Genomic DNA, 23,903 nt, shown 5'->3' on the forward strand with positions numbered 1-23,903 from the left:
TCTGAAAGGTTATTCCGCCGCTTGAGCTTGCGCCGGCAACCCCAGCCATTGCCGGCAATCACCCAGAGCACGCGACGTGATCGCGTGCCTTTTGGCAACTGTCTTGTCCTTGCCGCGCAGGCGTTTGCCTTCGATCTTCACCACCTCGACAGGCGGGAACAGTCCGAAATTGACGTTCATCGGCTGGAAAGAGCGCTTTCCCGGCTCGTCATCCGAAACAATATGACCGCCGGTGATGTGGTTGAGCAGCGCTCCGAACGCCGTGGTGAGCGGCGGCAGCGACGGCGCGTGGCCGAGCCGCTCGGCGGCGGCGAAGCGGCCGGCCAGCAGGCCGATGGCGGCGCTTTCGACATAGCCTTCGCAACCAGTGATCTGGCCGGCGAAACGCAAGCCGGGGCGCGACTTCAGCTGCAGCGAGCCGTCGAGCAAGGTCGGCGAGTTGATGTAGGTATTGCGATGCAGGCCGCCGAGGCGGGCGAATTCGGCGTTCTCCAAGCCAGGAATCGTGCGGAAAATGCGCACCTGCTCGGCATGCTTCAATTTGGTCTGAAAGCCGACCATGTTGTAGAGCGTGCCCAACGCATTGTCCTGCCGCAGCTGCACGACGGCATAGGCCTTGACGGTCGGATTGTGCGCATTGGTGAGGCCCATCGGCTTCATCGGCCCGTAGCGCAGCGTCTCGACGCCACGCTCGGCCATGATTTCGATTGGCAGGCAGCCGTCGAAATAGGGTGTGCCTTCCCATTGCTTGAATTCGGTTTTCTGGCCGTCCACCAGTGCCTGCACGAAGGCAAGATACTGGTCCTTGTCCATGGGGCAGTTGATGTAGTCCTTGCCGGTGCCGCCGGGCCCAACCTTGTCGTAGCGGGACTGGAACCAGCAGGTGTCCATGTCGATCGTGTCGAAATGGATGATCGGCGCGATCGCATCGAAGAAGGCGAGCGCATCGGCACCCGTCGCTTCGGCAATCGACTGTGCGAGCGAGGGTGCGGTCAGCGGGCCGGTGGCGATGATGGCCTGGTCCCATTCGACCGGCGGCAAGCCGGGAACTTCCTCGCGCTGGATGGAGATCAGCGGATGTGCCTCGATCCTGGCCGTCACCGCGTCGGAAAATCCGTCGCGGTCCACGGCCAGCGCGCCGCCGGCCGGCACCTGGTTGGCGTCGCCCGCGCTCATGATCAGCGAGCCGGCCAGCCGCATTTCGGCATGCAAAAGACCGACGGCGTTGTTCTCGGCGTCGTCGGAGCGGAAGGAATTGGAACAGACGAGTTCGGCCAGGCCCTCGGTCTTGTGCGCCTCGGTGCCGCGAACCGGCCGCATTTCGTGCAGCACAACGGGAACGCCGGCTTGGGCCGCCTGCCATGCGGCTTCGGATCCGGCGAGGCCGCCGCCGACGATGTGGATGGGATTTTTGCTCATGAGCGCCGGAATAATCGCTTGGGGGAACGATTGCAATTGCCGCTCCTGAGGCGACGTGGCCGTGACGGCGAAAGCTGCCCCCGAAAACAACAACACCCGCCGGGGGAGGAGGTCCGGCGGGTGTCGTTTTTGGGGTCGACCCTCGGGAGGAGGTGAAGGCCGACCATATTCGTCATCGCCGGGGAGGAGGTCGGCTCTGACGAAATTCTTTTTGCCATTTGAAAGGGGGCAAACCCTCTGGAGCAAAATTCATTTTGCTCCGGGGAAACAACGCCCGCCGCGGGAGGAGGTGCGGCGGGCGCCGTTTTGGTGGTCAACCCTTGGGAGGAGGTAAGGGGTGACCGTATTCGTCAGGGTCGGGGAGGAGGTCGACCCTGGCGAAATTCCGTTGGTTAGATCGCCTGGCGAGCGATGATCTTGATTTCGTCGCGGACGATGCCGAGATCATGCAGCTGGCGGTTGGAAAGGCGACCCAGCTCGGTAACCGTCTCGCGATAAACGCGCCAGTTACGATAGTTGCGGATCAGGTTCATTGTCATGCTCTTCTCAAAACTGGTTCGGACCATTCGCGGTCCGAAGGATTAGACCGCCTTGCGAGCGACGTAAGGAATGTCGCTGCGGCTGATGCCGAGGTCGGTCAGTTCACGGTTGCTCAGGCGGCTCAGCTCGGAAACGGTGTCCCGGTAGCGGCGCCAGTTGCGGTAGTTGCGGATCAGGTTCATGGTAGTTCTCGTTTCGTCTTTTCTTGCGGATCATTCCGTTTGTGTACGAACCATAAATAGGCGGGCTCATATCGATTTAAAAGCGCTATGGCTGCATGGCAGCAATGCAAATTGTGCAATGCAACATTAACAAGCCTTCACGGACCTGACACAAAGAAGCCAGAATCAGAAAGTGCCGTGACGTCAACGGTTTGGCAGCTCCAGCTGAAAAACCGACCAAGCAGCGGGGGGAAGACATGGCGGGCTACGCGACACGGGTCAGGTCGGACATTGCGCGATGGTTCGAGGCCGGACTGATCGACGCCCCGACGGCCGATGCATTGAGGCGCGACGTCGAGGCCAACGCGCGCCAGTCGTTGAGCTTCGGTTCGATCCTGGCGATGATGGCGGCGCTGCTGTTCGGCGCGGCCATCCTGATCTTCGTCGCCGCCAACTGGGAAGCCATTCCGCGGCTGGCGCGGGTGGCCGCGCTCTTTGCCGTCATCCTTGGCGGCTATGTCGGCGGTGCTGTGCTGAAGACGCGCGACCATGCGGCGACCGGCGAGGCTCTGTGGATCGTGGCGGCGGCTGCTTTCGGCGGTTCGATCGCGCTGATCGGCCAGATGTACCATCTGTCGGGCGACGAGGCCTCGGCCTTGATCACCTGGGGCGCCGGCACCGCATTGGCGGCGGTGGTGCTGCGGTCCAATCCGCTGACCGTCGCCGCAGTCGGCATCGCCGACGCCTGGCTGTTCCTGAAAGGGTTCGACTATTTCAGTCGCAGCGAATTTCCGCATCTCTTCCTCGTCATGGCGCTCGTGCTGTTCGCCGTCTCTTTCTGGACCCGCAGCCAGGCGGCGCGGCACCTGATCATCCTGTCGCTGCTCTTCTATCTTGTGTTGGTCGCCGTGGATCACGAGACGCTGCCGGTGGCGATCCCGCTGGTCGTCGTGTCGGTATTGTTGTTCGTGGCCGCCGTCTTCGCGCCGGAACCGGTCGACCGGATCGTGCAGCTTGGCGGCCGCTTGCCGCTACATGCCCTGCTTGGCTTCCTCACCGGGCTGGCCATCATCCAGTTCGAACTGGCCGACGAAAGCAGCTATAACAGCGGTTTCGCCATTGCCTCGGTCGTCGCGCTGGCCGGCATCGTCGCCGCCATTGTGCTCGCAGGGCGCGACAGCCGTGGCCTGCGCTGGCTTGCCTATCTCGGCTTCGCCTTCGAACTCGCCATGATCTATGTCGTGACCCTGCAATCGATGCTCGACACGGCCGGCTTCTTCCTTGCCGCGGCGGTGCTGCTTGGCATCCTTGCGATCGTCATCATCCGAGTGGAGAAACGCATGAAGGGTCCGGCCACCGGAGGAGCCACGGCATGATCACCGGAAAGAGGCTTGTTATCTCGGCGTTGGTGCTGGCGCTCGTCCAGGTCGGCTTCCTGGGCTGGATCATCGCCGGCCGGGCGGCGATCCTGCGCAATGGCAAGGACGTGCTGCTGAAGATCGAGCCGGTCGATCCGCGCGACCTGCTGCGCGGCGACTATGTGATGCTCGGCTACGACATCTCGCGCATACCGGTGAAGATGATCGCCAACATCCCGCCCGGAAAACTCTCCAGCGACGACACCTCGATCGTCGTCCGCCTGAAGAAGGACGCCGACGGCTACTGGACGCCGAGCACCGCCTGGTTCGGCACGGCGCCGACACCGGCCGGTGCCGACGAGGCCGACATTCGCGGTCATGTCGCCGAAGGCTGGGATCTTCGCGGCGAGGGAATGACGATCGCGCCGGATTACGGCATCGAACGGTTCTACCTGCCGGAAGGCGAGGGGATGGCAATCCAGAACGACATGCGGGTGCGCCCGTTCGGGATCCGTCTTGCGCTGGCCCGCGACGGCACCGCCCAGATCAAGGCGCTGGTGGACGGCGACAAGACGCTGTTTCAGGAGCCGCTATATTAAGCTGTGCTACGGGGTGGCCGCCATCCATGGCTTGAAGAGCCAAGGGGGGCCTCGAAGCTCACGCCTTGGAATGGCTGGAACGTCCTGAACGTCGATCGATCTCAGGGGCCATTTCCGGCATTCGCGTCTCGCCACTGGATTGTGTTGCATGATGGGTATACGCTCAACGCTGGCGGTGGCATTCAGAAAGATGGAAGCCGATGGCGACGGGGTACTTGGACCACCAGTTGGAGTGCCCCTTTTGCGGCACGATAAGACTGCGGATTCCTGCCGATGCCGAACCTTCGACCAGCATCCGGTGCGACGACTGCGGCCAGTATCTTGGCACATGGGACGAATTGCAGGATGATTTCCAGCGCCAAGGCGGCAATGACGGCATCTTCCGCCTCGACAAGGGGCGCATCAAGAAGCTCGCCTAAGACGGTTTCCTGATTTTTTGCCGGGCGCCGCGGACTAGCCGCGAAACATCGTCATGCCGGCATTCAGTGGTGCGCGTGAAGGGACTCGAACCCCCAAGCCTTGCGGCGGCAGGACCTAAACCTGCTGTGTCTACCAGTTCCACCACACGCGCCTCAGGCGGGCTGTAGCAGAGCCTCGCCGGACTTGTCGAGGTCTTGGGAGTGAGGTGAGATACCGCATCGTTCCCTGAACATCGCGGCGGCCGCCATCCCTGCCGGTTCGTCACGTCCGCATGGTTCCGGCGATAGCCATCATTCTGTCAATGTCAGGGCCGAAATGATGGTTATTCGCCTAAACGCGAAGATGGTTGAAAATTGGCCTCGCCTGTGACAAAAGGCGTGTCGAATGTGACGGGACGCGACGATCCGCTTCTGCAAAATGTGATAAGAAGTAGGAAAAACAAAGACTTATTCACATTTTGGAACGCAGTTTGGAAGGGTTTGAGCCGTATTTCCGGTCAAATCGCCAGGTTCCGTACCAAAAGCCATTCCCGGCAAGATTATACCGGCAGGCTGTGAACGGCGGAGAGCCGTTTGGCAGCCTCATTGGTGGAAACAAAGGTTTTACGATGCAGGTCACCGAAACACTTAATTCCGGTCTCAAGCGCGAGATCAAGATCACCGTGCCGGCCGGTGACATGGAAGCCAAGCTGATGGCGCGGTTGACCGACGCCAGGAACAAGGTTCGCATCAACGGCTTCCGTCCCGGCAAGGTGCCGGTGCAGCACCTGCGCAAGGTCTATGGCAAGTCGTTCATGGCCGAGGTGGTCAACGAGATCCTCAACGATTCGACCCGGTCGATCATTTCGGGCCGCGGCGAAAAAGCCGCCATGCAGCCCGAAGTCATCATGACCGAGGACGAGAAGGAAGCCGAGAAGATCCTGGCCGGCGGCGCCGACTTCGAATTCCGTCTCAATTACGAGATCATCCCGGCCATCGAGATCAAGGATTTTTCCGACATCAAGGTGACACGCCAGGTGTTCGACGTGCCTGAGGCCGAGATCGACGAGCAGGTCAAGCGCGTCGCTGAATCGGCGCGCAGCTACGAGCCGAAGACCGGCAAGGCGGCCGAAGGCGACCGCGTCAGCATCGACTATGTCGGCAAGATCGACGGCGAGGCCTTTGCCGGCGGCGCCGGCACCGATCAGCCGCTGGTGCTTGGCTCCAAGGAATTCATTCCGGGCTTCGAGGATCAGCTCATCGGCAGCAAGGCGGGCGACGAAAAGCAGGTCACCGTGACCTTCCCGGAAAACTACCAGGCGGCGCATCTGGCCGGCAAGGAAGCGACCTTCGACGTCACGGTCAAGGAAGTGTCCAAGCCGGGTGAGCTGGAAATCAATGACGAGACCGCGAAGAATCTCGGTCTGGAGTCGCTGGAACGCCTGCGCGAGATCGTGCGCGGCCAGATAGAGAGCCAGTTCGGCTCGATGACGCGCCAGAAGGTCAAGCGCCAGCTGCTCGACCAGCTCGATGCGGCCTATTCGTTCGAGGCGCCGTCGAAGCTCGTCGAGGCCGAGTTCAACAACATCTGGGCGCAGGTCAACCGCGATCTGGAAGCGGCCGGCCGCACCTTCGCCGATGAAGAGACGACCGAGGAAGAAGCCCGCGCCGAATATATGCGGCTCGCCGAGCGCCGCGTGCGCCTTGGCCTCGTGCTGGCCGAGATCGGCGAGAAGGCCGGCGTCACCGTCTCGGACGAGGAATTGCAGCGCGGCCTGTTCGAGCAGGTTCGCCGCTTCCCGGCCAACCAGCAGCAGGAAGCCTTCGAGTTCTACCGCAACAATCCCGAGGCGCTGAATGCGCTGCGCGCGCCGATGTTCGAGGAGAAGGTCGTCGATCACCTGCTCGGGCAGATCTCGGTCACCGACGTCAAGGTCAGCAAGGAAGAGCTGATGGCGGACGACGAGGAAGCCGAGACCGCGACCAAGGCGAAGCCGGCGAAGAAGGCCGCGTCGAAGAAGACTGAAGACAAGAAGAGCGACGACGCGGAAGAGCCGAAGAAGAAGGCAGCGCCGAAGAAAAAGGCCGCGAAGGACGCCGAATAAATCCCGACTTGATGGAACTGACGAAGGCCGCCCCTCGAGGCGGCCTTTTTCGTTGCGAAACTGCAACAGCCGATCCGTTTCGCGGATGGTGACCATTGTCGATACCAAGCATTGATCACTATCTGCGCTTCTGCTGCAAACCACAGGGTTGTTGGAGGGGCGGTTGAGCCTATTCTTCGAAACGCGACGCGTGGTCGCCTTGGCGATCGCCCTGGCCTTTGCCTGCGATTTTGCCCAGGCCGATGCCGGCACCTGGCGCATCGGCACGGACGATGACGGCCTCGTCACGGCTTCGGTCCATGCCACCAACAAGCTGATCACCGGCGGTGGCGCCCTGAGCTATAGCCCGATCCTGACCATCGCCTGTCGCCCGGACAGCCAACCGCGCTGGACCGAATGGCTGCAATTGAACGACACCGTCTCGGCCAATCGCAAGATCACCATGTCGGTCACCGTCGACGGCGACAACAAGTTCGACGAGAGCTGGTTGGTCGGCCCGCGCGGCCGCATGCTGGTGCGCGATGGCGCCGACGGCATAAAGCGCCTTGCCGCCGCGAACCGGCTCCAACTTTCGTGGCGCTTCGGGCTGCTGTCGGGACGCGGCCAGGCCGATTTCGACTTGACCGGCGTCGATGAAGCGGTCAGCCAGCTAGCCGGCAGTTGCAACGCCGCCATGCCTTGAACGTGTCCGCTGCGCGCTTCGGGCGCCGACGGAACCCGTTTGGCTATTTCAGCAAGCCGACCAGAACGTCGAAGGCGGCGTCGATGTCGGCGCGGACCGCGGCCTTGACCGCTTCCGCGTCCCGGTCACGCAACGCGGCGAACATCTCCTGATGGTGCGCATTGGCGGTCGAATAGTTTCCGGAATCGTGCAGCATGTTGAAATAAGGGCTGATCTGGAGCCACAGGTTCTCGATGATGTTGAGAATATTCTCGGAGCCGGCCGCCCGGTAGATGGAAAAATGAAAGGCGTAGTTGGCGCGCAGATAGGACTTGACGTCTCCCGCCGCGTTGGCCTGTTCGAGTTCGTCCAGATGCTGGCGCAGCCGGGCGATGGCTTGTTCGTCCATGCGCTCGGCCGCCCATGCGGCGGCGATCGCTTCGATCTCGAAGCGGACGTTTCTCAGATCGACGAGGCGTGCGCGGCTGAGTGCGGGAATGCCGATCGAGCGGCCTGAAACCACCATCAGCGCGTTGGCGGCGGTCAGCCGCCGCAGCGCCTCCCTGACCGGCATCGGACTGACGCCGAAAGCGTCGGCGAGGCTTTGCACCGTTACCATCTCGCCCGGCACGATGCTGCCGTCGAGGATCAGTTCGGTGACATGGCGATAGACCCTGTCCTGCAAGGTCTCCTTGGACAGGGGCGCGATCTCGACACCCGGCTTCCTGAACGCCGCTCCAGCCATCTCCCCTCAACCTTCCCGCGCAAGCTGCGCCATAGCCCGTATCCGGAATGCAGGCTTCCGGCTGCGGCGTCAAGCGCCCGGCCGTCGCCTGTCTTGAGCATATTTCATCATTGATCTTTGATCAAATGGTGGTACGGTTGTCATATCGGATGGCAAGGTCACGTCTCGTGCCCTTGGGAGGCATCCGATCGTTCGGATCGGGAGGAGTTTCATATGGGTATCGGATTGAAAGCCCGGCGGCTTGCGCTGCTGGCCGGCATGGCTGTCTGCGCTTTTGGCATCTCCGCGGCCGAGGCCGCCGAAAAACACAAGATTTTTCTCAGCATGAGCTACATCGGCAACGATTGGCAGGCCGAGGCGGCCAACATGGTCAAGGCCATGGCCGCTCACAAAAGCCTTGCCGACAAGGTCGACCTGCAAGTCCAGGTCGCCGGGCCCAATGCGCAACGCCAGATCCAGCAGATCAACGCCATGGTGCAAAGCGGCGCCGAGGCGATCGTCGTCTATCCGATCTCGCCGACCGCGCTCAATCAGGTCGTGAAGAATGCCTGCGACAAGGGGGTCAAGGTCTTCGCCTACGACGCCGAGATCACGGAACCCTGCGCCTACAACGTCCATATCGACCAGTTGGAAGCGGGCCGGGTGACCGCCGAATGGCTCGTGAAGAAGCTCAATGGCAAGGGCAACATCATCGCCGTCACGGGCGTTCCCGGAACATCCGTCGACGACCAACGGACGAAGGCTGCCAAGGAGGTTTTCGCCAAGTACCCCGACATCAAGATCGTCGGCGAGGCTGTCGGCATGTGGAGCCAGGCGGTCGCCCGCACCGAACTTTCCAAGATTCTCGCCACGCGCAACTGGAGCGATATCAACGGGCTGTGGATGCAGGTCGGCTGCTTCACCGCCAATTCGATGCAGCTCGAGGCGGGCAAGAAGGCCAGCGAGCTTCTGCCTTGCGCCGGCGAAGGCTCCAATGGCGGCCGCATCCAGATGCTGCCGGAAGGCACGGAGGTCGAGGGCGCTGCTTCTCCCTACGCGCCGCTCGGCGCGCCGCGCATTTCCTATGCCTCGCCGCCTTATTCCGGCGCGCTCGCCTTGAAGCTCGCCATCGAGGCGGTCGAGGGCAAGGATGTGCCTAAAGCGACGATCCTGCCGCTGCCGGTCGTCACCAACGAGACGATCAAGCTTTGCAACGAGGGCACCTGGGCGGAAATGAAGGCCGGATGCAACACCTTCAAACCGTCGCTGGTTTCCAACCCAGGCTGGTTCGCGTCGATCTTCTCCGACCAGACGCCCGAGATCGGTCTCAACGCGGCGCTCGTCGGTCAACCCGAAGAGTAAGCTTCAGCAGTCCGTGCGCGTGGGGCGCTGTGTGGCTCCGCGCGCATGCAGGCATGGCATGCCGGAACCGGGAATGATGACTTCAACAACGCATGTGCCGGCTATTGCCGTCAACGGCATACGCAAGGCGTTTGGAGCGACCGTCGCGCTTGACGACGTCTCCTTCGCGATCGCGCCCGGCAGCGTGCACGCCTTGCTGGGAGAGAACGGCGCCGGCAAGTCGACGCTGGTCAAGCTCCTATCGGGACTGGTGCGGCCCGATCAGGGCCAGATCAGCATCCTTGGCGCGCCGGCCGCGCTCGGTTCGCCGCGCGCCGCGCACGATCGCGGGGTGCAGACGGCGTTCCAGGAGATGACGCTGGTCCGCGACCTTAGCGTTCTCGACAATATGCTGCTGCCCTATGCGCCATCCGGCCCGACCGGATTGATCAGGCGGTCGGCCGCGCGCAAGGCGGTTGGCCGGCACATTGCCGATCTCGGTTTTTCGGTCGATCTCGACGCCGAGGTTGCGACGCTCGATCTCGCAGTCCGCCAGAAGATCGAGATCGCGCGCGCCGTTTACCGGAACCCGCGCATCCTGCTGCTGGACGAGCCGACCTCGACGCTTTCGGGCGGCGACGTCGAATGGTTGGGAACGATCATCGCGCGGCTCAAGGCCGCCGGAACAACGGTCGTGTTCATCACCCACCGCATGCGCGAGGTGCGAGCTTTCTGCGATACCTTGACCATCCTTCGGAATGGCCGCCACATCGTCACGGCACCGGTGGCCGACATCTCGGACGAGGATGTGATCGAGAAGATCATCGGCCGCGCCCTCGCGCAGACCTTTCCGCCAAAGCCCGAGGGTGCGGCGGTCTTCGGTCCGCCGGTGCTCGGCGTGCGCGATCTCAAGGCGGGCAGAAAACTCGACGGCGCCAGTTTCGACTTGCGCAAGGGCGAAATCCTCGGCATCGCCGGACTTCAGGGCATGGGCCAGCTAGACCTGCTCCTTGCCTGCTTCGGCATGGCCGAGATCGAACGCGGCCACGTCATGGTCGACGGCAGCAAAGTGTGGCTCGGCTCGCCGACCGATGCGCTGAGACCCAACATGGCGATCGGGCTGGTGCCGGAGGATCGCAAGACCGAAGGCCTGTTCCTGAAATTGTCGGGTCGGCAGAACGCATCGCTGCCGGTGGTCGGCCGCTTCACCCGACTCGGCTTGATCCGCGAGGAAGAGGAAGCGCGCGCCGTGCAGGCGGCCTTCTCGACGGTCGAGGTGGACAAGCGTGCGCTGTGGACAAGGGCAGGCGCCTTTTCCGGCGGCAACCAGCAGAAGATGGCCATCGCCAAATGGCTGGTTGCCGAAAGCCGCATCCTGCTGCTCTTCGACCCGACCCGCGGCATCGATGTGGGCACCAAGCACGAGCTCTACGTGATGATGCGCGACTATGTGGCGGCCGGCGGGTCGATCCTGCTGCATTCGACCGAAATTCCCGAACTCGTCCATCAATGCGACCGCGTGCTCGTTCTCTATGATGGACGGCTGGTGGCCGAGCTCGCCGGCGACGAGATCACCGAGAGCGCGATCATGCGGCCGGCGCTGGGACATGGCGGCAATATGCTGGAGGCGGCACAGTGAGCGCGGTCGGTTCGTTAACAACCGGACAGGCCGGATTTCTGGTGCGCCTCCTGGCGCGGCATCGCGGCGCTATTATCGCGGCGATCGTCTTTGCAGTGCTGCTCGTCGTCGTCGACCTGATCAGCGCCGGGCGGCTCACCTATTTCGACATCTCGTTCCTGTCGAGCGGCGGCGCCACCTCGGCGCTGGCCGCGATGGGCCAGACCATCGTCATCCTGTCCGGCGGCTTCGACCTGTCGGCGGGCGCCGTGGTTTCGCTGGTCAATGTGGTGCTGGCCACGTCGATGGATCCGATGGCGACCGGAACGAGCGTCTGGCTGTGGACGCTGGCCGGCATTGGCGTCGGCATGCTCGTCGGGGCGTTCAACGGCTTCTTCATCGCGGTGCTGCGCATGCAGCCCATCGTCGTCACGCTGTCGACCATGTTCATCTTGCAAGGCATCACACTGCTGGTCATGGACAAGCCCGGCGGCTTCGTCTCGCCCGATCTCGGCGCCTTCTATCTCGGCGATGCGATCCCGGGCTGGTTGCCCATGCCGCTGGTCGTCATCGGCGTGGTCCTGCTGGCATGGTTCTGGCTGAAGGGCACACGGTTCGGCACGGCGCTCTACGCGGTCGGCAGCGATCCGGACGCCGCTGCCGCGGTCGGCGTGCGCGTCGTCCTCGTGCGCTTTTTCGTCTATGTCATCGCCGGCGGCTGCTACGGGCTTGCCGGCGTGTTCATCAGCGCCCAGACCGGCAGCGGCGACCCGCTGGTCGGCAATCCGCTGCTGTTGTCGATGTTCGCCGCCGTCGTGGTCGGCGGCACGCGGCTCGGCGGCGGGCAGGGCGGTCCATTCGGCACCGTCTTCGGCGCCTACATCCTGATGATGGTCGTCAACGTCCTGCTCGTGCTCAACGTTTCGGCCTATTATTCGACTATCGCCGAGGGCACCATCCTGATCCTTGCCGTGCTCGCGGGCTCGCTGTCGCATGGCTCCGTGCTCGCTTACCAGGTTCGCGCCTTGCGCGCGCGGCTCGCCGCCTGGCGAGCCGGCATGCTGCCGTCGCAGCTCGATCCAACCGACCGCAGGCTGCGCCTCGGACACAAGGCCGCCGTTCCGGGACAAGCGCCCGGCTTTCGCGTGCGCAATGCCGAGGCGCTTCGCTACGCGCTGCCGGCCTATGTCTGCCTGGCCGTCGTCATGATCGTCACCCAGATCTGGCTCGGCCGGGCCATCTTCAATCCCACCTACTGGAACTCGCTGTTCGTGCTGTCGAGTTTCCTCGCCGTGCTTGCGCTCGGGCAGGGCAGCGTCATCCTCACCGGCGGGCTCGACTTGTCGGTGCCGTGGACGATCGGCCTGTCGGGCATCCTCCTTGCCGGCATGGTCAACGGATCGGACGCGGCACTCGTCTATGCGCTGCCGGTGGTGCTCGCCATCGCCTGTCTTATCGGACTGGCGAACGGCATCGGCATCGTTTTCCTCGGCATATCGCCGATCGTCATGACGCTCGCCACCAACGGCATCCTGCAAGGTTTCGCGCTTCTCTATTCGCAAGGCACTCCAGCCGGCTTCTCGTCGCCGATGCTGCGCTGGTTCATGACCGGCAAGATATGGGTAGTAACGCCCGTCGTGCCGTTCATGGTCGCCTTCGTGGTCCTTGCGGTGCTGCTGCTCGGCCGCACCGCCTTCGGTCGCAAGGTCTACGGCATCGGCAACAGCCCGCGCGCGGCCCAGCTTTCGGGCATCGCCGTCGGACGGACGCTGATCTTCGTCTATATTCTGTCGGCGCTGTGCGCGGCGCTCGTCGGCGTCATGCTGACCGGCTTTTCCGGCCAGGCGAGCCTCGGCATGGGCGACGACTATCTCCTGCCGTCCATCGCCGTCGTGGTAGTCGGCGGCGCGCTGATCACCGGCGGACGCGGCCATTATCTGGGCATGCTCGGCGGCGTGCTGCTCTTGACGGCGCTGCAGATGCTGCTGGCCGGCACGACGCTGCCCTACGCCACACGGGCGATCCTGTTCGGGCTGGTGGTGCTCGGCGCCGTCATGGCGCTGCGCGAAAGACGCATTCAATGAAGGGAATGGAATGATGAGCACGAGCGCACCCAAATCGCCCGACGAATTCCTGGCAGGGCTCAAAGGGCAACGTGTCCTGGTGACGGCAGGCGCCGGAGGCATTGGCTTCGCCATTGCCGAAACCCTGTCGCGGCTCGGTGCGCGCATCGTCGTTTGCGATGTGTCCGACGAAGCCCTGGCGGCGGCCCCGCAGAAAATGACGCTTGTCGCAGCGGTCAAGGCCGACGTGTCGCGCGACGACGATGTCGACCGGCTGTTCGAGGCGGTGAAGGAGAAACTGGGCGGCCTCGACGCACTGATCAACAATGCCGGCATCGCCGGGCCGACCGGCGGCGTCGACGAAATCGATCCGGCCGACTGGCGGCGCTGTCTCGACATCGGCCTGACCGGCCAGTTCCTGTGCGCACGGCGCGCCGTGCCGCTCATCAAGGCGGCCGGCGGCGGTTCGATCGTCTCGATGTCGTCGGCGGCCGGCCGCCACGGCTATGCGTTCCGCACGCCCTATTCGGCGGCCAAGTTCGGCGTCATCGGCTTCACGCAGAGCCTTGCCAAGGAGCTTGGGCCGCACGGCATCAGGGTCAACGCCATCCTGCCGGGCATCATCGAGGGGCCGCGTATCGAGAGCGTCATCGCGGCACGCGCCAAACAGGTCGGCGTCAGCCACCAGGAAATGACCGAACGCTATCTGCAGAACATCTCGTTGCGTCGCATGACCAGCCCGTATGATGTGGCTTCGATGGTCGCCTTCCTGCTGTCCGACGCGGGCATCAACATTTCAGGCCAGTCGCTCGGCGTCGACGGCAACGTCGAAACGCTTTGAGGAGCAAACCATGACCAAGGTTGCAATCGTCGGAAGCGGGTTCATCGGACGGGCCTGGGCGATCAGCTTCGCGCGCGCCGGCCATGACGTGCGGATGTGGGATCAATCGCCTGCCGCGAGCGGTGGTGCCCGCGACTACATAGAAGGCGTGCTCGGCGATCTCGCTTCGAACGACCTGCTGCGCGGCCAGTCCCCGCACGCGGTGCTCGAGCGTATCGCCGTCGTGGGAGATATGGAAACGGCGCTGGCCGGTGCCGTGCATATCCAGGAGAACACGCCGGAAAACCTCGATGTGAAACGCGAGGTGTTCTCGCGGATCGACCTCCTCGCTGACCCGCACGCGGTGATCGCCAGCTCCACCTCGGCGCTGCTGCCGTCGAAATTCACCGATCATCTCCCAGGGCGGCACCGCTGCCTGGTCGTGCATCCGATCAACCCGCCCTATCTCATTCCGGCGGCGGAGGTGGTGCCGGCGCCGTGGACGTCCGCCGAGACGCTCGAAAGGACGCGCGCCTTCCTCATCGATGCCGGCCACGCGCCGCTGGTGATGAAGCGCGAGCTCGACGGCTTCATCATGAACCGGCTGCAAGGGGCGCTGCTGGAGGAAGCTTTCCGGCTTGTCGCCGATGGCTATGCCAGCGTCGAGGATGTCGATATCGGCATCCGCGACGGGCTGGCGCTGCGCTGGTCGTTCATGGGGCCGTTCGAGACCATCGACCTCAACGCGCCGGGCGGCGTGCGCGACTATGCCGAGCGCTACCAGGGCATCTATTCCAACATTTTTCCGCAGATGCTGCGCCGCGTCGACTGGGCGGGCGAGGTGATGGAAACCGTCGAGGCCGAGCGTAGCAGGCGCTTGCCCAGGGAGAAGCTGGGCGATCGGCAGGTATGGCGGGATCGCCGGCTGATGGCGCTGGCGGCGCACAAGAAGAAATCGGATCAGGAGTTCGGACAATGAAAGAAACCAGCCGCAAGCCCGGCGCCACGGCGGCCAGGGGCAAGGTCATCATCACCTGCGCGGTGACGGGGGCGATCCACACGCCGACCATGTCGCCCTATTTGCCGATCACGCCGGACCAGATCGCTTCGGAGGCGATTGCCGCCGCGGAAGCGGGCGCCGCGATCCTGCATCTCCATGCACGCGACCCGGAAACCGGCAAGCCCGACCAGACGCCGGAGGCCTTTGCCCGCTTCCTGCCGCGCGTCAAGCAAGGCACCAATGCCGCCATCAACATCACCACCGGCGGCAGCCCCTATATGAAGGTCGAGGAGCGGGTGCGTCCGGCCGCCCAGTTCAAGCCGGAGGTGGCCTCGCTCAACATGGGCTCTATCAATTTCGGACTCTACCATCTGGCCGACAAATACGAGACCTTCAAGTTCGACTGGGAAAAGCCGCATCTGGAAGCGACGCGTGACCTCGTCTTCCGCAACTCGTTCAAGGACATCGAGTACATCCTTGCCACCTGCTACGACAACGGCACGCGGTTCGAGTTCGAGTGCTACGACATTGCGCATCTCTACAATCTCGCCCACTTCGCCGACCGCGGGCTGGTGAAGCCGCCTTTCTTCGTGCAGTCGGTTTTCGGGCTGCTGGGCGGCATCGGCACGCATCCGGAGGATGTCGCGCATATGAAGCGCACTGCCGAGCGGCTGTTCGGCGATCAGTTCCGCTGGTCGGTGCTCGGCGCTGGCGCGAGCCAGTTGCGCATCGCCGCGCAATCGGCGGCGCTTGGCGGCAACATCCGGGTCGGGCTGGAGGACAGCCTGTGGGCCGGCAGGGGCAAGCTTGCCAAATCGAATGCCGAGCAGGTCGTGCTGGCGCGCAAGATCATCGAGGGGCTCGGCATGGAGGTGGCAACGCCGGACGAAGCGCGCGAGATCCTTTCGCTGAAGGGCGGCGACAAGGTCGCTTTCTGACACAGCCAATCGCCGCGCGAGCCAACAAAGAGGAGGACGGCATGAAGATCGAAGTCGTGGTGGACGTGAAGACCACGCTGGGGGAGGGACCGCTCTGGGACGTCGAACAGGAGCGTCTCTACTGGATCGACAGTTTCGACGGGCGCGTCTTCCGCGCGACCGCCGACGGGTGCGAGATCCGCTCCTGGGACGTGCCGATGAAGATCGGCTCGATGGCGCTGCGCAAGGATGGCGGCGGCGCTGTCGTCTCCTTGCAGCGCGGTTTCCATCTGCTCGATTTCGCCACCGGCGAGGTGACGCTGATCCATGATCCGGAGCCGGACAAGCCGATGAACCGTCTCAACGACGGCAAGGTCGACCGGCGCGGCCGCTTCTTCGCCGGCTCGATGGACACGATGGAGGAGGGGCCGTCCGGCGGTCTCTATCGGCTCGACCCGGATTTTTCCGTCACCAGGATTGATTCCGGCATCATCTGCTCCAACGGTCCATGCTGGAGCCCCGACGACCGCACCTTCTATTTCGCCGACACCTGGACCGGCGAGATCTGGGCCTATGATTACGACATCGAGACCGGTGCGGCCACCAACCGCCGCACCTTCGTGCGCGTCGACACCAGCCGCGGTGGCGCCGCCGACGGCTCGACCGTCGATGCCCAGGGCTATCTGTGGAACGCGCTGGTCTATGACGGAAAGCTGGTGCGCTATGCGCCGGACGGCAGCGTCGACCGCATCATCGACATGCCGGTGAAAAAGATCACCAGCGTCATGTTCGGCGGGCCGAAGCTCGACACGCTCTACGTCACCTCGATGGCCAAGCCGCCGCTGCCACGCTTCCCCGGCGACGGCGTCCTGCGCGGCAGCCTGTTCGCCATCACCGGCCTTGGCGTGACCGGCGTTCCCGAACCGCGCTTTGGCGGGTGATCTGCCGCTCGGGCCTGTGGCCTGCTAGCGGCACCATTTCTCGACCGCAATCGCAATCGCCTTCGTGCAATCGACGAGATCGCGGACCGAAACGCGCTCGTTCGGCTGATGCGCCTGCGCCGGATCGCCAGGGCCGAAGTTGACGGTCGGGGTGTTGCCCAAGCCAGTCGGCAGGCCGATGTCGCTGTGCGCGCCGAAGCCGCTCAGGGCCGGCGACAGGTCGGCTGCTTTGACGGCCTCCTGAAACAGGCCGACAAAGGGGTTGTCCGACGGGATCTCGGCGCAATCGGCATCGAGGATCCATTCGACACGGGCAGGGTGCTTTCGCAGATAAGGATCCGCCTGGCAGACATTGGCGATGTGCTCTTCGATTTCGCGTTTGACGTTGCCGCCAAGCCTGAACTCGTCATGCTCGCTCGGCAGGTACTGTGCGTCGATGATGATCTCGCCGCGTCCCGCCATGGAGGACGGATGTTCTCCGGCATTGATCTGGGTGACGATGATCTGGTTTGGCAGGTCCATCAGCGGGTGGTTCTTCCTGGGATCGAACATCCAGCGCCGGTTGAGGATGTCGATGCCGTCGAGTATCTGCCGGCAGAGCTGGACGGCGTCGACCGGGCCGCTCGAATACCAGGCGTTGGGCGTCAGTTCGGCATGGCCGCCTATGCCGTCTATGATGATTTTGCCCCACAGAATGCCGTGACAAAGCGGTGCGATCCTGTTCGCTGTCGGTTCGGTCATAATCCCGGCGTCAGCGCGAAAGCCGCGATCGACCATGGCGAGCGACCCCATGCCGCCGATTTCCTCGTCGACGACGGTGGTGAAGACGACGTCTCCGGACAGGGGAACATCGAGTTCCTTCAGGATCTCGACGGCCATCAGCATGCAGGCGACGCCGCCCTTCATGTCGACCGTGCCTCGACCGTGCAGGAATCCATCCTTCAGGACAGGCTGGAAGGGATCGGTGGTCCAGTGGCCGGCGGCACCCGGCGGGACGACGTCGATATGGCCGGTCAGCATGATGGAGCGTCCGCCGCCATTGCCCTTCAAAACGCCGCCGAGATTGGGCCTGCCCTCGAAGGTCCTGCCCTTGTTGGCGCCGGCACGACCCTTGTATTTTTCGTAGAGCGCCGGACCGTCCGGATCCCAGAGATCGGTCGAGAAGCCGAGCGCTTCGATGCGCTTTTGCAGATAGAGCTGGCAATCACGCTCGCCAGGGCCAGCCTCTTTGGGATTGGATTTCACGATCGAAGGGAAGGCCACGAGATCACTCAGTGTCTTGACGATGCGCTCGGCGGCCGCCTCGACGCGCGCGGCGATGGTCTCTTCCATGGAAGGCATTTTTATCTCCAACGTTGGGAAAGTCGGTCGGCGAGGAGCACGAAAACCAGAAGGGCGCCGACAATCCCCACCTGCCAGACCGTGTTGATGTTCAATTGCAGAAGGCCGGTCTTCAGCGTGACCAGCAGCAGGACGGCCGCGAACACGCCACCGACGCCACCGCGCCCGCCAGTGATGACGATGCCTCCCAGCATGGCCGCGGTCAGGGATTCCAGTTCGAGGTTCTGGCCGATATTGGGCCTGCCGCTGCCGAGCCAGGCGAGGGAGACGAGGCCGGCCGCACCGGCAAGCGCGCCGCTCAGCACATAAAGGATGAAGCGTACGCGATCGACCGGAATGCCGACCAGTTTGGCCGAGCGTTCATTGAAGCCCATGGCGTAGATCCAGCGTCCCCAAGCCGTCGAGAGCAGCACGAGACCGGCAAGCGCGAAGCAGGGGACGGCGAGCGTAAGGAAAGGCACGGGGATGCCCATGACCACGCCGCGCCCCCAAACGAGCAGCCAGGCCGGCACGCCGGACTGCGCCGCGCCGCCGGTGACCGCCAACGCCAGGCCGGAATAGACGAAGAATGTTCCGAGCGTCGCGATGAAGGGGAGAAGGGCAAGGCCGTTCACCAGCCATCCGTTCAGGGCGCCGAGCATGGCGCCGGCCAGGATGCAGACGACCGGCAACAGGAGGGGTGGCAACCCCAGCTTCAGGGAAAGCATGGCAACGATCGCCGACAGCGAAACGGCGCCGCCGACGGACAGGTCGATGCCCGCGCCGCCAGCCAGGACGACCAGGCCCTGTCCAAGACCGACCAGGGCCAGGATCGTCGAGAATTGCAGGATTGTGGTGACGGTGCCGAGACTGAACACGGAAGGCTTGAGCGCCAGCAGGCCGGCAATGACGAGCAGCCAGAGACCGCACAGCAGAGCCAAGGTGAGGGCGGGGCCCTGCAGGTTCCGGATCCTGTTCATGCGCGGGCTCGCAGGAATTGGGCCAGGGGCAGCCGGTTGGAGACGGCTTCGAAGCCAAGCACGCCGATGATGAGAACGCCGGTGACCACAGGCTGCCAAAGCGAGGGAACGCCGATCAAGAGCAATCCATTCTGGAGAATTCTCAGAAGCAGTACGCCGAAGACCGTGCCGATCAGGCTGCATCTGCCGCCCAATATGCTCGTGCCGCCGAGAATGACCGCGGCGATGGCATCGAGCGCCAGCGTGCTGCCGATCGTCATCTCCACATTGCGGTAGGTGGCGACGTAGAACGTGGCGGCAATGCCGGTCAGGACGCCACTGATGACGAAGGTCATGAAGCGTACCTTGACCACGGGGATTCCCGACAGCCGCGCCTTTTCCTCGGAATTGCCGATCGCCAGCAGGTGCGGCCCGTAGGGGGTTCGCCGCAACGCCAGCCAAACGACCAGATAGGCGACGGCAATGACGATGGCGGGAACCGGAACGCCGAGCACGGCGGTTGCAAGAAGATTGGTGAGGCTCGAGGGCAGGCCCGAGAGCCACTGCCCGCCGAGAAGGACAAAGACGGCAGTGCGGTAGACGCCAAGCAGGCCCAGCGTTCCCACGATTGCCGGAACGCGGCCGAGGACGACGACGGCGGCCGTCACGCAGCCGAGCAGCGCACCGACCAGCGGTCCGACAATGATCGCCAGCGCCGGACTGCCATCCGCACCGAGCACGCGGCCGATGGCGATGGCCGCCAGCCCCATGACGATGCCGATCGACACATCGATGCCGCCCATGGCCAGCAGCAAGGTCATGCCAAGGCCGATCAGCAGCAGTTCGACGCTGTTACGCAGGACGGTCGCCGCATTGCCTGGCGTCGCGTAGTGGGGCGATGCGACAGAAAAGATGACGATCGCCAGGAGACAGGCGGCAAGCAGGGACCACTCTCGCCCGTTCATGGCCAAAACGTCGTTTCCAAACTGTCGCACCGTGTTCATCCCAAGGCTTCAGAAGTTGAACTTGTCGACATTGTCCTTGGTGAAGACCGCCGGCGGTCCGAGCAGCAGGATGCCCTTGGCGGCATCATAGGTGGCGGGCTTTTCGAGGCCGGCGATCTTGTTTTCCGCTTCGAAGGCCTTGCCGTCGATCAGCTGCTTGCCGGCCCAGACTGTGAGATAGCCGAGCTGCTCGGGATCCCACAGCACAGTGAAGCCGAAGGCGCCGCTCTTCAGGTAGGATCGCGCCGTGTTCGGGCTGCAGTAGCCCGTGCCGATGACGGAGCCGATCTTGCCGGCGGTCTCGATGGCCTGGGCGACGCCAGGACAGGTCGAGGATGCGACGGCGATGATGGCCTTGATGTCGGGATTGGCGGCCATGAGATCGCCTGATATCTGCGCGGCGCGCTCGGCCGTGCCGCCGGCAAATTGCGGATCGAGCAGTTTCAGCTTCGGATATTTGGCGGCGGCCTCTTTCTGCATGTAGCCGATCCAGGCATTGAGATTGGACGCCGTCGCCTCGCCGGAGACGATGCCGATCGTGGCGTCCCCGCCGACGCGCTTGACCAGTTCATCGATGATCGTCGTGCCGAGCCCTTCGTCGGTCGCCTGCGCCACATAGACGGCACGGCCGCTGTCGGGTGCATCGCTGTCGCTGGTGAAAAGCTTGATGCCCTTGGCCTTGGCGCTCTCGACGACGGGCGCGATGCTGGACGCATCCAGCACGCTGACCGAGATCGCCTGGACCCCCTGGTCGATCAGGTTCTGCACGATCTGCAGCTGATCGACCGGGTTGGTGTCGACGGGGCCGGAATAAATGAAATCGACGCCCAGATCCTTGGCGGCGCGATTGCCGCCGGTTTCCATGGCATTGAAGTAGGGGATGCCGATCAATTGCGGGACGAAGGCGACCTTGTGCTTGTCGGCGGCATGTGCTGCCGTGGCGACCAGGAATGACAGCGCGGAAACCGCGAGCGCTTTTTTGAGTTGAGAAAGCATTGGTTTATCCTCTCTGGAATGGACGTGCATTTCAGTTTGATTTTTCAAGCGCCCGCACGTCGGGATGGGCGCCTGTTATGAGCGAAACGACTTCCTCGTGACTGGTCTCGGCCGCCAGCCGCTCCGCCACCTTGCGGCCGCGCCGGAACACCACGATGCGATCAGCAACCTCGAACACTTCGGAAATGTTGTGGCTGATGAGGACGACGGCGCAGCCGCGCGCGGCAAGCCGCCGCGTCAGTGCCAGGACCTTGCGGGTCTCGGCGACGGCAAGGGCCGCCGTCGGCTCGTCCATGATGACCAGCTTCGCATTCAGATTGAGCGCCCGGCAGATGGCCACGGCTTGGCGCTGGCCGCCGGACAGGCTGCCGACGGGTGCTTCCGGATCGGAAATATGCGCGTCGAGCTCTTTCAACAGACCATCGACGCGCTGGCGCATCTCCTTGCGCTTCAGGAAGGGAATACCCAAAATGGAGCGTTTCAATTCGCGGCCGAGAAAGACGTTTTCGGCAATCGACAGGTTTTCCGAGAGCGCCAGTTCCTGAAAGATCGTCGCGATCCCCGACGACGCCGCATCCTTGGGCGAGGAGAAAGCCACCGGATTGCCCTCGATGAGAAGCTTTCCATCGCTGGGTGGATGGGCGCCCGCCAGGATCTTGATGAAGGTGGATTTGCCGGCGCCATTGTCGCCGAGAAGCGCCAGCACCTCGCCGGAGCGGATTTCCAGGTCGACATCGGCAAGCGCAGTCAGAGCGCCGAAGCGCTTGGCGATATTTCTGGCGACAAGAAACGGTTCTGTCATGGCGGTTCCCCGGCGGTTGCTGGTCGGCTAGACGGCCTTGCTGACCCAGCGCAGCACGTTGGTCCAAAGACGCGCATAGCCCGGCCATTCCACGAAGCTGTTGGGCAGCCAATGCGGGCCGATATCCGACGTCCAGGCCAGCGTGCGGCCCTGGCCATGGCGGCCGGTGACCAGCAGCGGATGGCCGCCCTGATCCTGCGGCAACCGTGCGAGGATTTCGACGTCATCGCGATCGCGAGCGATGACCTCGTTGGCGCCGAGCAGCAGCGGCCATTCGCCTTCGATGCCGGCAAAGATCGGGTGATCCTTGGGGCCGGTGATTTCAGGCCGGAACCCTTCGGGAATCTCGAGCCGGTCGTCATAGGGAAGGCAGGTCACCGGCAGCGCCTCCTCGACGGCCGTGCGGTGCCAGCGCGCCTTGCCGTCGATGCCCTGGAAGGAGAAATAACCACCGATCATGACCAGGCCGCCGCCGGCCCGGGTCCAGTCGCGCAGAAGCTTGAGCCGGTTGGGCACTGTCTTGCCGTGCAGCCAGACATCGGGGTGAAGCAGCAGCGAGTTCGCGCCGATGTCGGAGAGGATGATGGCTTTGTATTGCGACAGGCCCTCCATGGTGAAGGGCAGCTTTTCGACGGCTTCATGGGCCGGCATGTAGTCGAGGTCGAATTCGCTGCTCTTCAAAGCATCGACCAGCGGCGTCGCGCCCAGGTGAAAGGTGACGCTGCCGAACTGATCGAACCCCTTGTAGTGGGTCGCCGAACTCATCCAGCTCTCGCCGACCAGAAGCACTCTTGTTTTCGCCATGATCAATACTCTCCTGGGTTCCCGTAAGTTGTTGGTTCAGCTTGCCAACATGGCGTTGTTCGCCAAGGCGGCAGCCTTCAAAGTCGCGAAATCCGCGATGTAGCCCTGTGCGCCTTCGACCGTGGTCGTCAGGCTCGCGCCGATCGCCGCATGGCGGGCGGCGTCGTCAAGCGACGCACCATGCAGCCAGAGGCTTAGGAATATGCCGGCGAAGCTGTCGCCGGCGCCCGTCGCATCGACGCGGTCGACAGGCAGTGCCGGCACCTCGATCTGCGGTCCGCCATTCGCCGGAAAGACGACCGCGCCAAACTCGCCGAGAGTGAGCACGACCGTTCCGCGCGGCTTGATGCGGGCCAGCATCAGCCGCACCTCTTCGATCATCGTCGCCATCCTGGAGCGAAAGTCGAAAATCTCCCGCATCATCACATCGTTGATGAAGGTCAGATCGATATGCCTGACCATCTGCGTGAAGGTTTCCGGCGTGCGCGCACTCTTGGGCAGGCCGGCCGAATGCAGGCTCACCCTCCAGCCGGCCTGATGAAAGCGTGCGATGGAAGCGGTCATCGTTTCGTAGTGGAAGCCTTCGATGTGAAGACAGGCCGGGCGCGGCTCGGGCTGGATGTCCAGATTGGCGGTCAGATCGATCTCGCCGAGTTCGAACGGTTCACTGATGATCGTGCGGCTGCCATTGCGCTCGATGATCACGATGGCCTGCGAAAGGCGGTTGTTGGGCGTGTTGCGGATCGGCAGTGCGTGGACGCCCAGCTTGGAAAGCGCGCTGAGCGCCCAGTCACTCTCCGGGTCTTCGCCGACCGCCGTCGCCAGTTCCACGTCGAGAGCGTAGGGCGCCCCGACACCGGCGGCGGCAACCGCGAGATTGGCCGCAGGCCCGCCCAGCGCCTTCTCGATATGGCTGGCTGTGATGCGGTCGTCGCGATGCGGCAGGACGTCCACGCGGCAGAGAAAGTCGACGCTGACCCGGCCCGCGACCAGGAGCCTCGGCAGATGATCGAGATTCTTCGGCCTGTGAGGCGCGCGGCCCGGCAGCGAACGCGCAAACGAACTCGGCCGGTACATCAGCGTGGCGATCGCCTTTTCGATGCGTTCGCGCGTGGCCTCCTTCAGGCCCGCAGTCCCATTGATGAAGTTCGACACCGTTCCGATGGAGACACCGGCGGTGCGTGCGACATCCGCTATGGTCGGGCGCTTGCGTTGCAATGGCAGGTTCCAATTGAAGCGTTTCAAACGGTATCAACGGAAATGGCGCCCCTCAACGGAATTATCTTCTAAAAGCCCGGGAATTTGGAGATGTATTTGGAAAAGCATAGCGACATGGTCGCAAATTTCGGGCAA

The 23,903-nt window shown here is 63.6% G+C and carries 23 protein-coding genes and 1 tRNA gene; 12 read left to right on the forward strand and 12 right to left on the reverse strand.

What is annotated here, in order from left to right:
* Positions 1 to 9: 9 nt before the first annotated feature.
* From trmFO to FJ964_RS17145, 3 genes are all read right to left on the reverse strand, one after another.
* A complete protein-coding gene (gene trmFO / locus FJ964_RS17135; RefSeq protein WP_140551472.1) occupies positions 10 to 1,419 on the reverse strand; it encodes a methylenetetrahydrofolate--tRNA-(uracil(54)-C(5))-methyltransferase (FADH(2)-oxidizing) TrmFO in 1,410 nt (469 codons plus the stop codon).
* Between the two features lie 392 nt (positions 1,420 to 1,811).
* The gene (locus FJ964_RS17140; RefSeq protein ID WP_013531314.1) at positions 1,812 to 1,952 is read right to left on the reverse strand and encodes a DUF1127 domain-containing protein; all 141 of its coding nucleotides are present in this window, start codon (positions 1,950 to 1,952) and stop codon (positions 1,812 to 1,814) included.
* A 48-nt stretch (positions 1,953 to 2,000) separates the two neighbouring features.
* Positions 2,001 to 2,141, reverse strand: a complete 141-nt coding sequence (locus FJ964_RS17145; RefSeq protein ID WP_013531315.1) for a DUF1127 domain-containing protein — start codon at positions 2,139 to 2,141, stop codon at positions 2,001 to 2,003.
* A 236-nt stretch (positions 2,142 to 2,377) separates the two neighbouring features.
* Between FJ964_RS17145 and FJ964_RS17150 the strand changes: the two genes are divergently transcribed.
* From FJ964_RS17150 to FJ964_RS17160, 3 genes are all read left to right on the forward strand, one after another.
* Entirely contained in the window at positions 2,378 to 3,496 is a 1,119-nt protein-coding gene (locus FJ964_RS17150; RefSeq protein WP_140551473.1) for a DUF2157 domain-containing protein, read from the forward strand.
* The gene (locus FJ964_RS17155; protein ID WP_140551474.1) at positions 3,493 to 4,077 is read left to right on the forward strand and encodes a GDYXXLXY domain-containing protein; all 585 of its coding nucleotides are present in this window, start codon (positions 3,493 to 3,495) and stop codon (positions 4,075 to 4,077) included. Before FJ964_RS17150 ends, FJ964_RS17155 begins: the two co-directional genes overlap by 4 nt.
* Before the next feature lie 200 nt (positions 4,078 to 4,277).
* A complete protein-coding gene (locus tag FJ964_RS17160) occupies positions 4,278 to 4,496 on the forward strand; it encodes a hypothetical protein (RefSeq protein WP_140551475.1) in 219 nt (72 codons plus the stop codon).
* A 67-nt stretch (positions 4,497 to 4,563) separates the two neighbouring features.
* Here FJ964_RS17160 and FJ964_RS17165 read toward each other — a convergent pair.
* Positions 4,564 to 4,648: transfer RNA gene (locus FJ964_RS17165), tRNA-Leu, on the reverse strand.
* 456 nt (positions 4,649 to 5,104) lie between these two features.
* Between FJ964_RS17165 and tig the strand changes: the two genes are divergently transcribed.
* Both tig and FJ964_RS17175 read left to right on the forward strand, forming a co-directional pair.
* Entirely contained in the window at positions 5,105 to 6,580 is a 1,476-nt protein-coding gene (gene tig, locus FJ964_RS17170; RefSeq protein ID WP_140551476.1) for a trigger factor, read from the forward strand.
* 163 nt (positions 6,581 to 6,743) lie between these two features.
* Complete coding sequence (locus FJ964_RS17175; protein ID WP_140551477.1) at positions 6,744 to 7,262, forward strand: hypothetical protein; 519 nt, start codon at positions 6,744 to 6,746, stop codon at positions 7,260 to 7,262.
* Positions 7,263 to 7,305: 43 nt separating this feature from the next.
* Here FJ964_RS17175 and FJ964_RS17180 read toward each other — a convergent pair whose 3' ends face one another.
* On the reverse strand, positions 7,306 to 7,986 hold the full coding sequence (locus tag FJ964_RS17180) for a GntR family transcriptional regulator (RefSeq protein ID WP_140551478.1): 681 nt from the start codon (positions 7,984 to 7,986) through the stop codon (positions 7,306 to 7,308).
* A 213-nt stretch (positions 7,987 to 8,199) separates the two neighbouring features.
* On the opposite strand from FJ964_RS17180, the gene FJ964_RS17185 reads away from it, so the two are divergent.
* From FJ964_RS17185 to FJ964_RS17215, 7 genes are all read left to right on the forward strand, one after another.
* Positions 8,200 to 9,327, forward strand: a complete 1,128-nt coding sequence (locus FJ964_RS17185) for a sugar ABC transporter substrate-binding protein (protein ID WP_140551479.1) — start codon at positions 8,200 to 8,202, stop codon at positions 9,325 to 9,327.
* Between the two features lie 76 nt (positions 9,328 to 9,403).
* Complete coding sequence (locus tag FJ964_RS17190; RefSeq protein WP_140551548.1) at positions 9,404 to 10,945, forward strand: sugar ABC transporter ATP-binding protein; 1,542 nt, start codon at positions 9,404 to 9,406, stop codon at positions 10,943 to 10,945.
* A complete protein-coding gene (locus tag FJ964_RS17195) occupies positions 10,942 to 13,008 on the forward strand; it encodes an ABC transporter permease (RefSeq protein WP_140551480.1) in 2,067 nt (688 codons plus the stop codon). The genes FJ964_RS17190 and FJ964_RS17195 overlap by 4 nt, the downstream gene beginning before the upstream one ends.
* A 13-nt stretch (positions 13,009 to 13,021) precedes the next feature.
* Positions 13,022 to 13,828, forward strand: a complete 807-nt coding sequence (locus FJ964_RS17200; RefSeq protein ID WP_140551481.1) for an SDR family oxidoreductase — start codon at positions 13,022 to 13,024, stop codon at positions 13,826 to 13,828.
* Positions 13,829 to 13,838: 10 nt separating this feature from the next.
* Positions 13,839 to 14,786 carry a 3-hydroxyacyl-CoA dehydrogenase gene (locus tag FJ964_RS17205; RefSeq protein WP_140551482.1) on the forward strand — a complete coding sequence of 316 codons (948 nt, stop codon included), beginning with the start codon at positions 13,839 to 13,841 and terminating at the stop codon, positions 14,784 to 14,786.
* Positions 14,783 to 15,745 carry a 3-keto-5-aminohexanoate cleavage protein gene (locus tag FJ964_RS17210; protein ID WP_140551483.1) on the forward strand — a complete coding sequence of 321 codons (963 nt, stop codon included), beginning with the start codon at positions 14,783 to 14,785 and terminating at the stop codon, positions 15,743 to 15,745. Before FJ964_RS17205 ends, FJ964_RS17210 begins: the two co-directional genes overlap by 4 nt.
* A gap of 41 nt (positions 15,746 to 15,786) precedes the next feature.
* Entirely contained in the window at positions 15,787 to 16,665 is an 879-nt protein-coding gene (locus FJ964_RS17215) for an SMP-30/gluconolactonase/LRE family protein (protein ID WP_140551484.1), read from the forward strand.
* A gap of 24 nt (positions 16,666 to 16,689) precedes the next feature.
* On the opposite strand, the gene FJ964_RS17220 is transcribed toward FJ964_RS17215, so the two are convergent.
* From FJ964_RS17220 to FJ964_RS17250, 7 genes are read right to left on the reverse strand one after another with little or no spacing between them, the layout of a single operon-like run.
* The gene (locus tag FJ964_RS17220; RefSeq protein ID WP_140551485.1) at positions 16,690 to 18,006 is read right to left on the reverse strand and encodes an ArgE/DapE family deacylase; all 1,317 of its coding nucleotides are present in this window, start codon (positions 18,004 to 18,006) and stop codon (positions 16,690 to 16,692) included.
* A gap of 2 nt (positions 18,007 to 18,008) precedes the next feature.
* Positions 18,009 to 18,965, reverse strand: coding sequence for an ABC transporter permease (locus tag FJ964_RS17225; RefSeq protein ID WP_140551486.1), 957 nt, complete (start codon positions 18,963 to 18,965; stop codon positions 18,009 to 18,011).
* Positions 18,962 to 19,909, reverse strand: coding sequence for an ABC transporter permease (locus FJ964_RS17230; RefSeq protein ID WP_224713343.1), 948 nt, complete (start codon positions 19,907 to 19,909; stop codon positions 18,962 to 18,964). The genes FJ964_RS17225 and FJ964_RS17230 overlap by 4 nt, the downstream gene beginning before the upstream one ends.
* 48 nt (positions 19,910 to 19,957) lie before the next feature.
* Entirely contained in the window at positions 19,958 to 20,944 is a 987-nt protein-coding gene (locus FJ964_RS17235) for an autoinducer 2 ABC transporter substrate-binding protein (protein WP_140551487.1), read from the reverse strand.
* 31 nt (positions 20,945 to 20,975) lie between these two features.
* Positions 20,976 to 21,746, reverse strand: a complete 771-nt coding sequence (locus FJ964_RS17240) for an ATP-binding cassette domain-containing protein (protein ID WP_140551488.1) — start codon at positions 21,744 to 21,746, stop codon at positions 20,976 to 20,978.
* A 27-nt stretch (positions 21,747 to 21,773) separates the two neighbouring features.
* On the reverse strand, positions 21,774 to 22,550 hold the full coding sequence (locus tag FJ964_RS17245) for a glutamine amidotransferase (protein WP_140551489.1): 777 nt from the start codon (positions 22,548 to 22,550) through the stop codon (positions 21,774 to 21,776).
* A 36-nt stretch (positions 22,551 to 22,586) separates the two neighbouring features.
* On the reverse strand, positions 22,587 to 23,768 hold the full coding sequence (locus FJ964_RS17250; RefSeq protein ID WP_224713342.1) for a PfkB family carbohydrate kinase: 1,182 nt from the start codon (positions 23,766 to 23,768) through the stop codon (positions 22,587 to 22,589).
* Between the last annotated feature and the right edge of the window lie 135 nt (positions 23,769 to 23,903).

Origin of the sequence: Mesorhizobium sp. B2-3-2 (assembly GCF_006442295.1) — a bacterium.
Classification (GTDB): domain Bacteria; phylum Pseudomonadota; class Alphaproteobacteria; order Rhizobiales; family Rhizobiaceae; genus Mesorhizobium.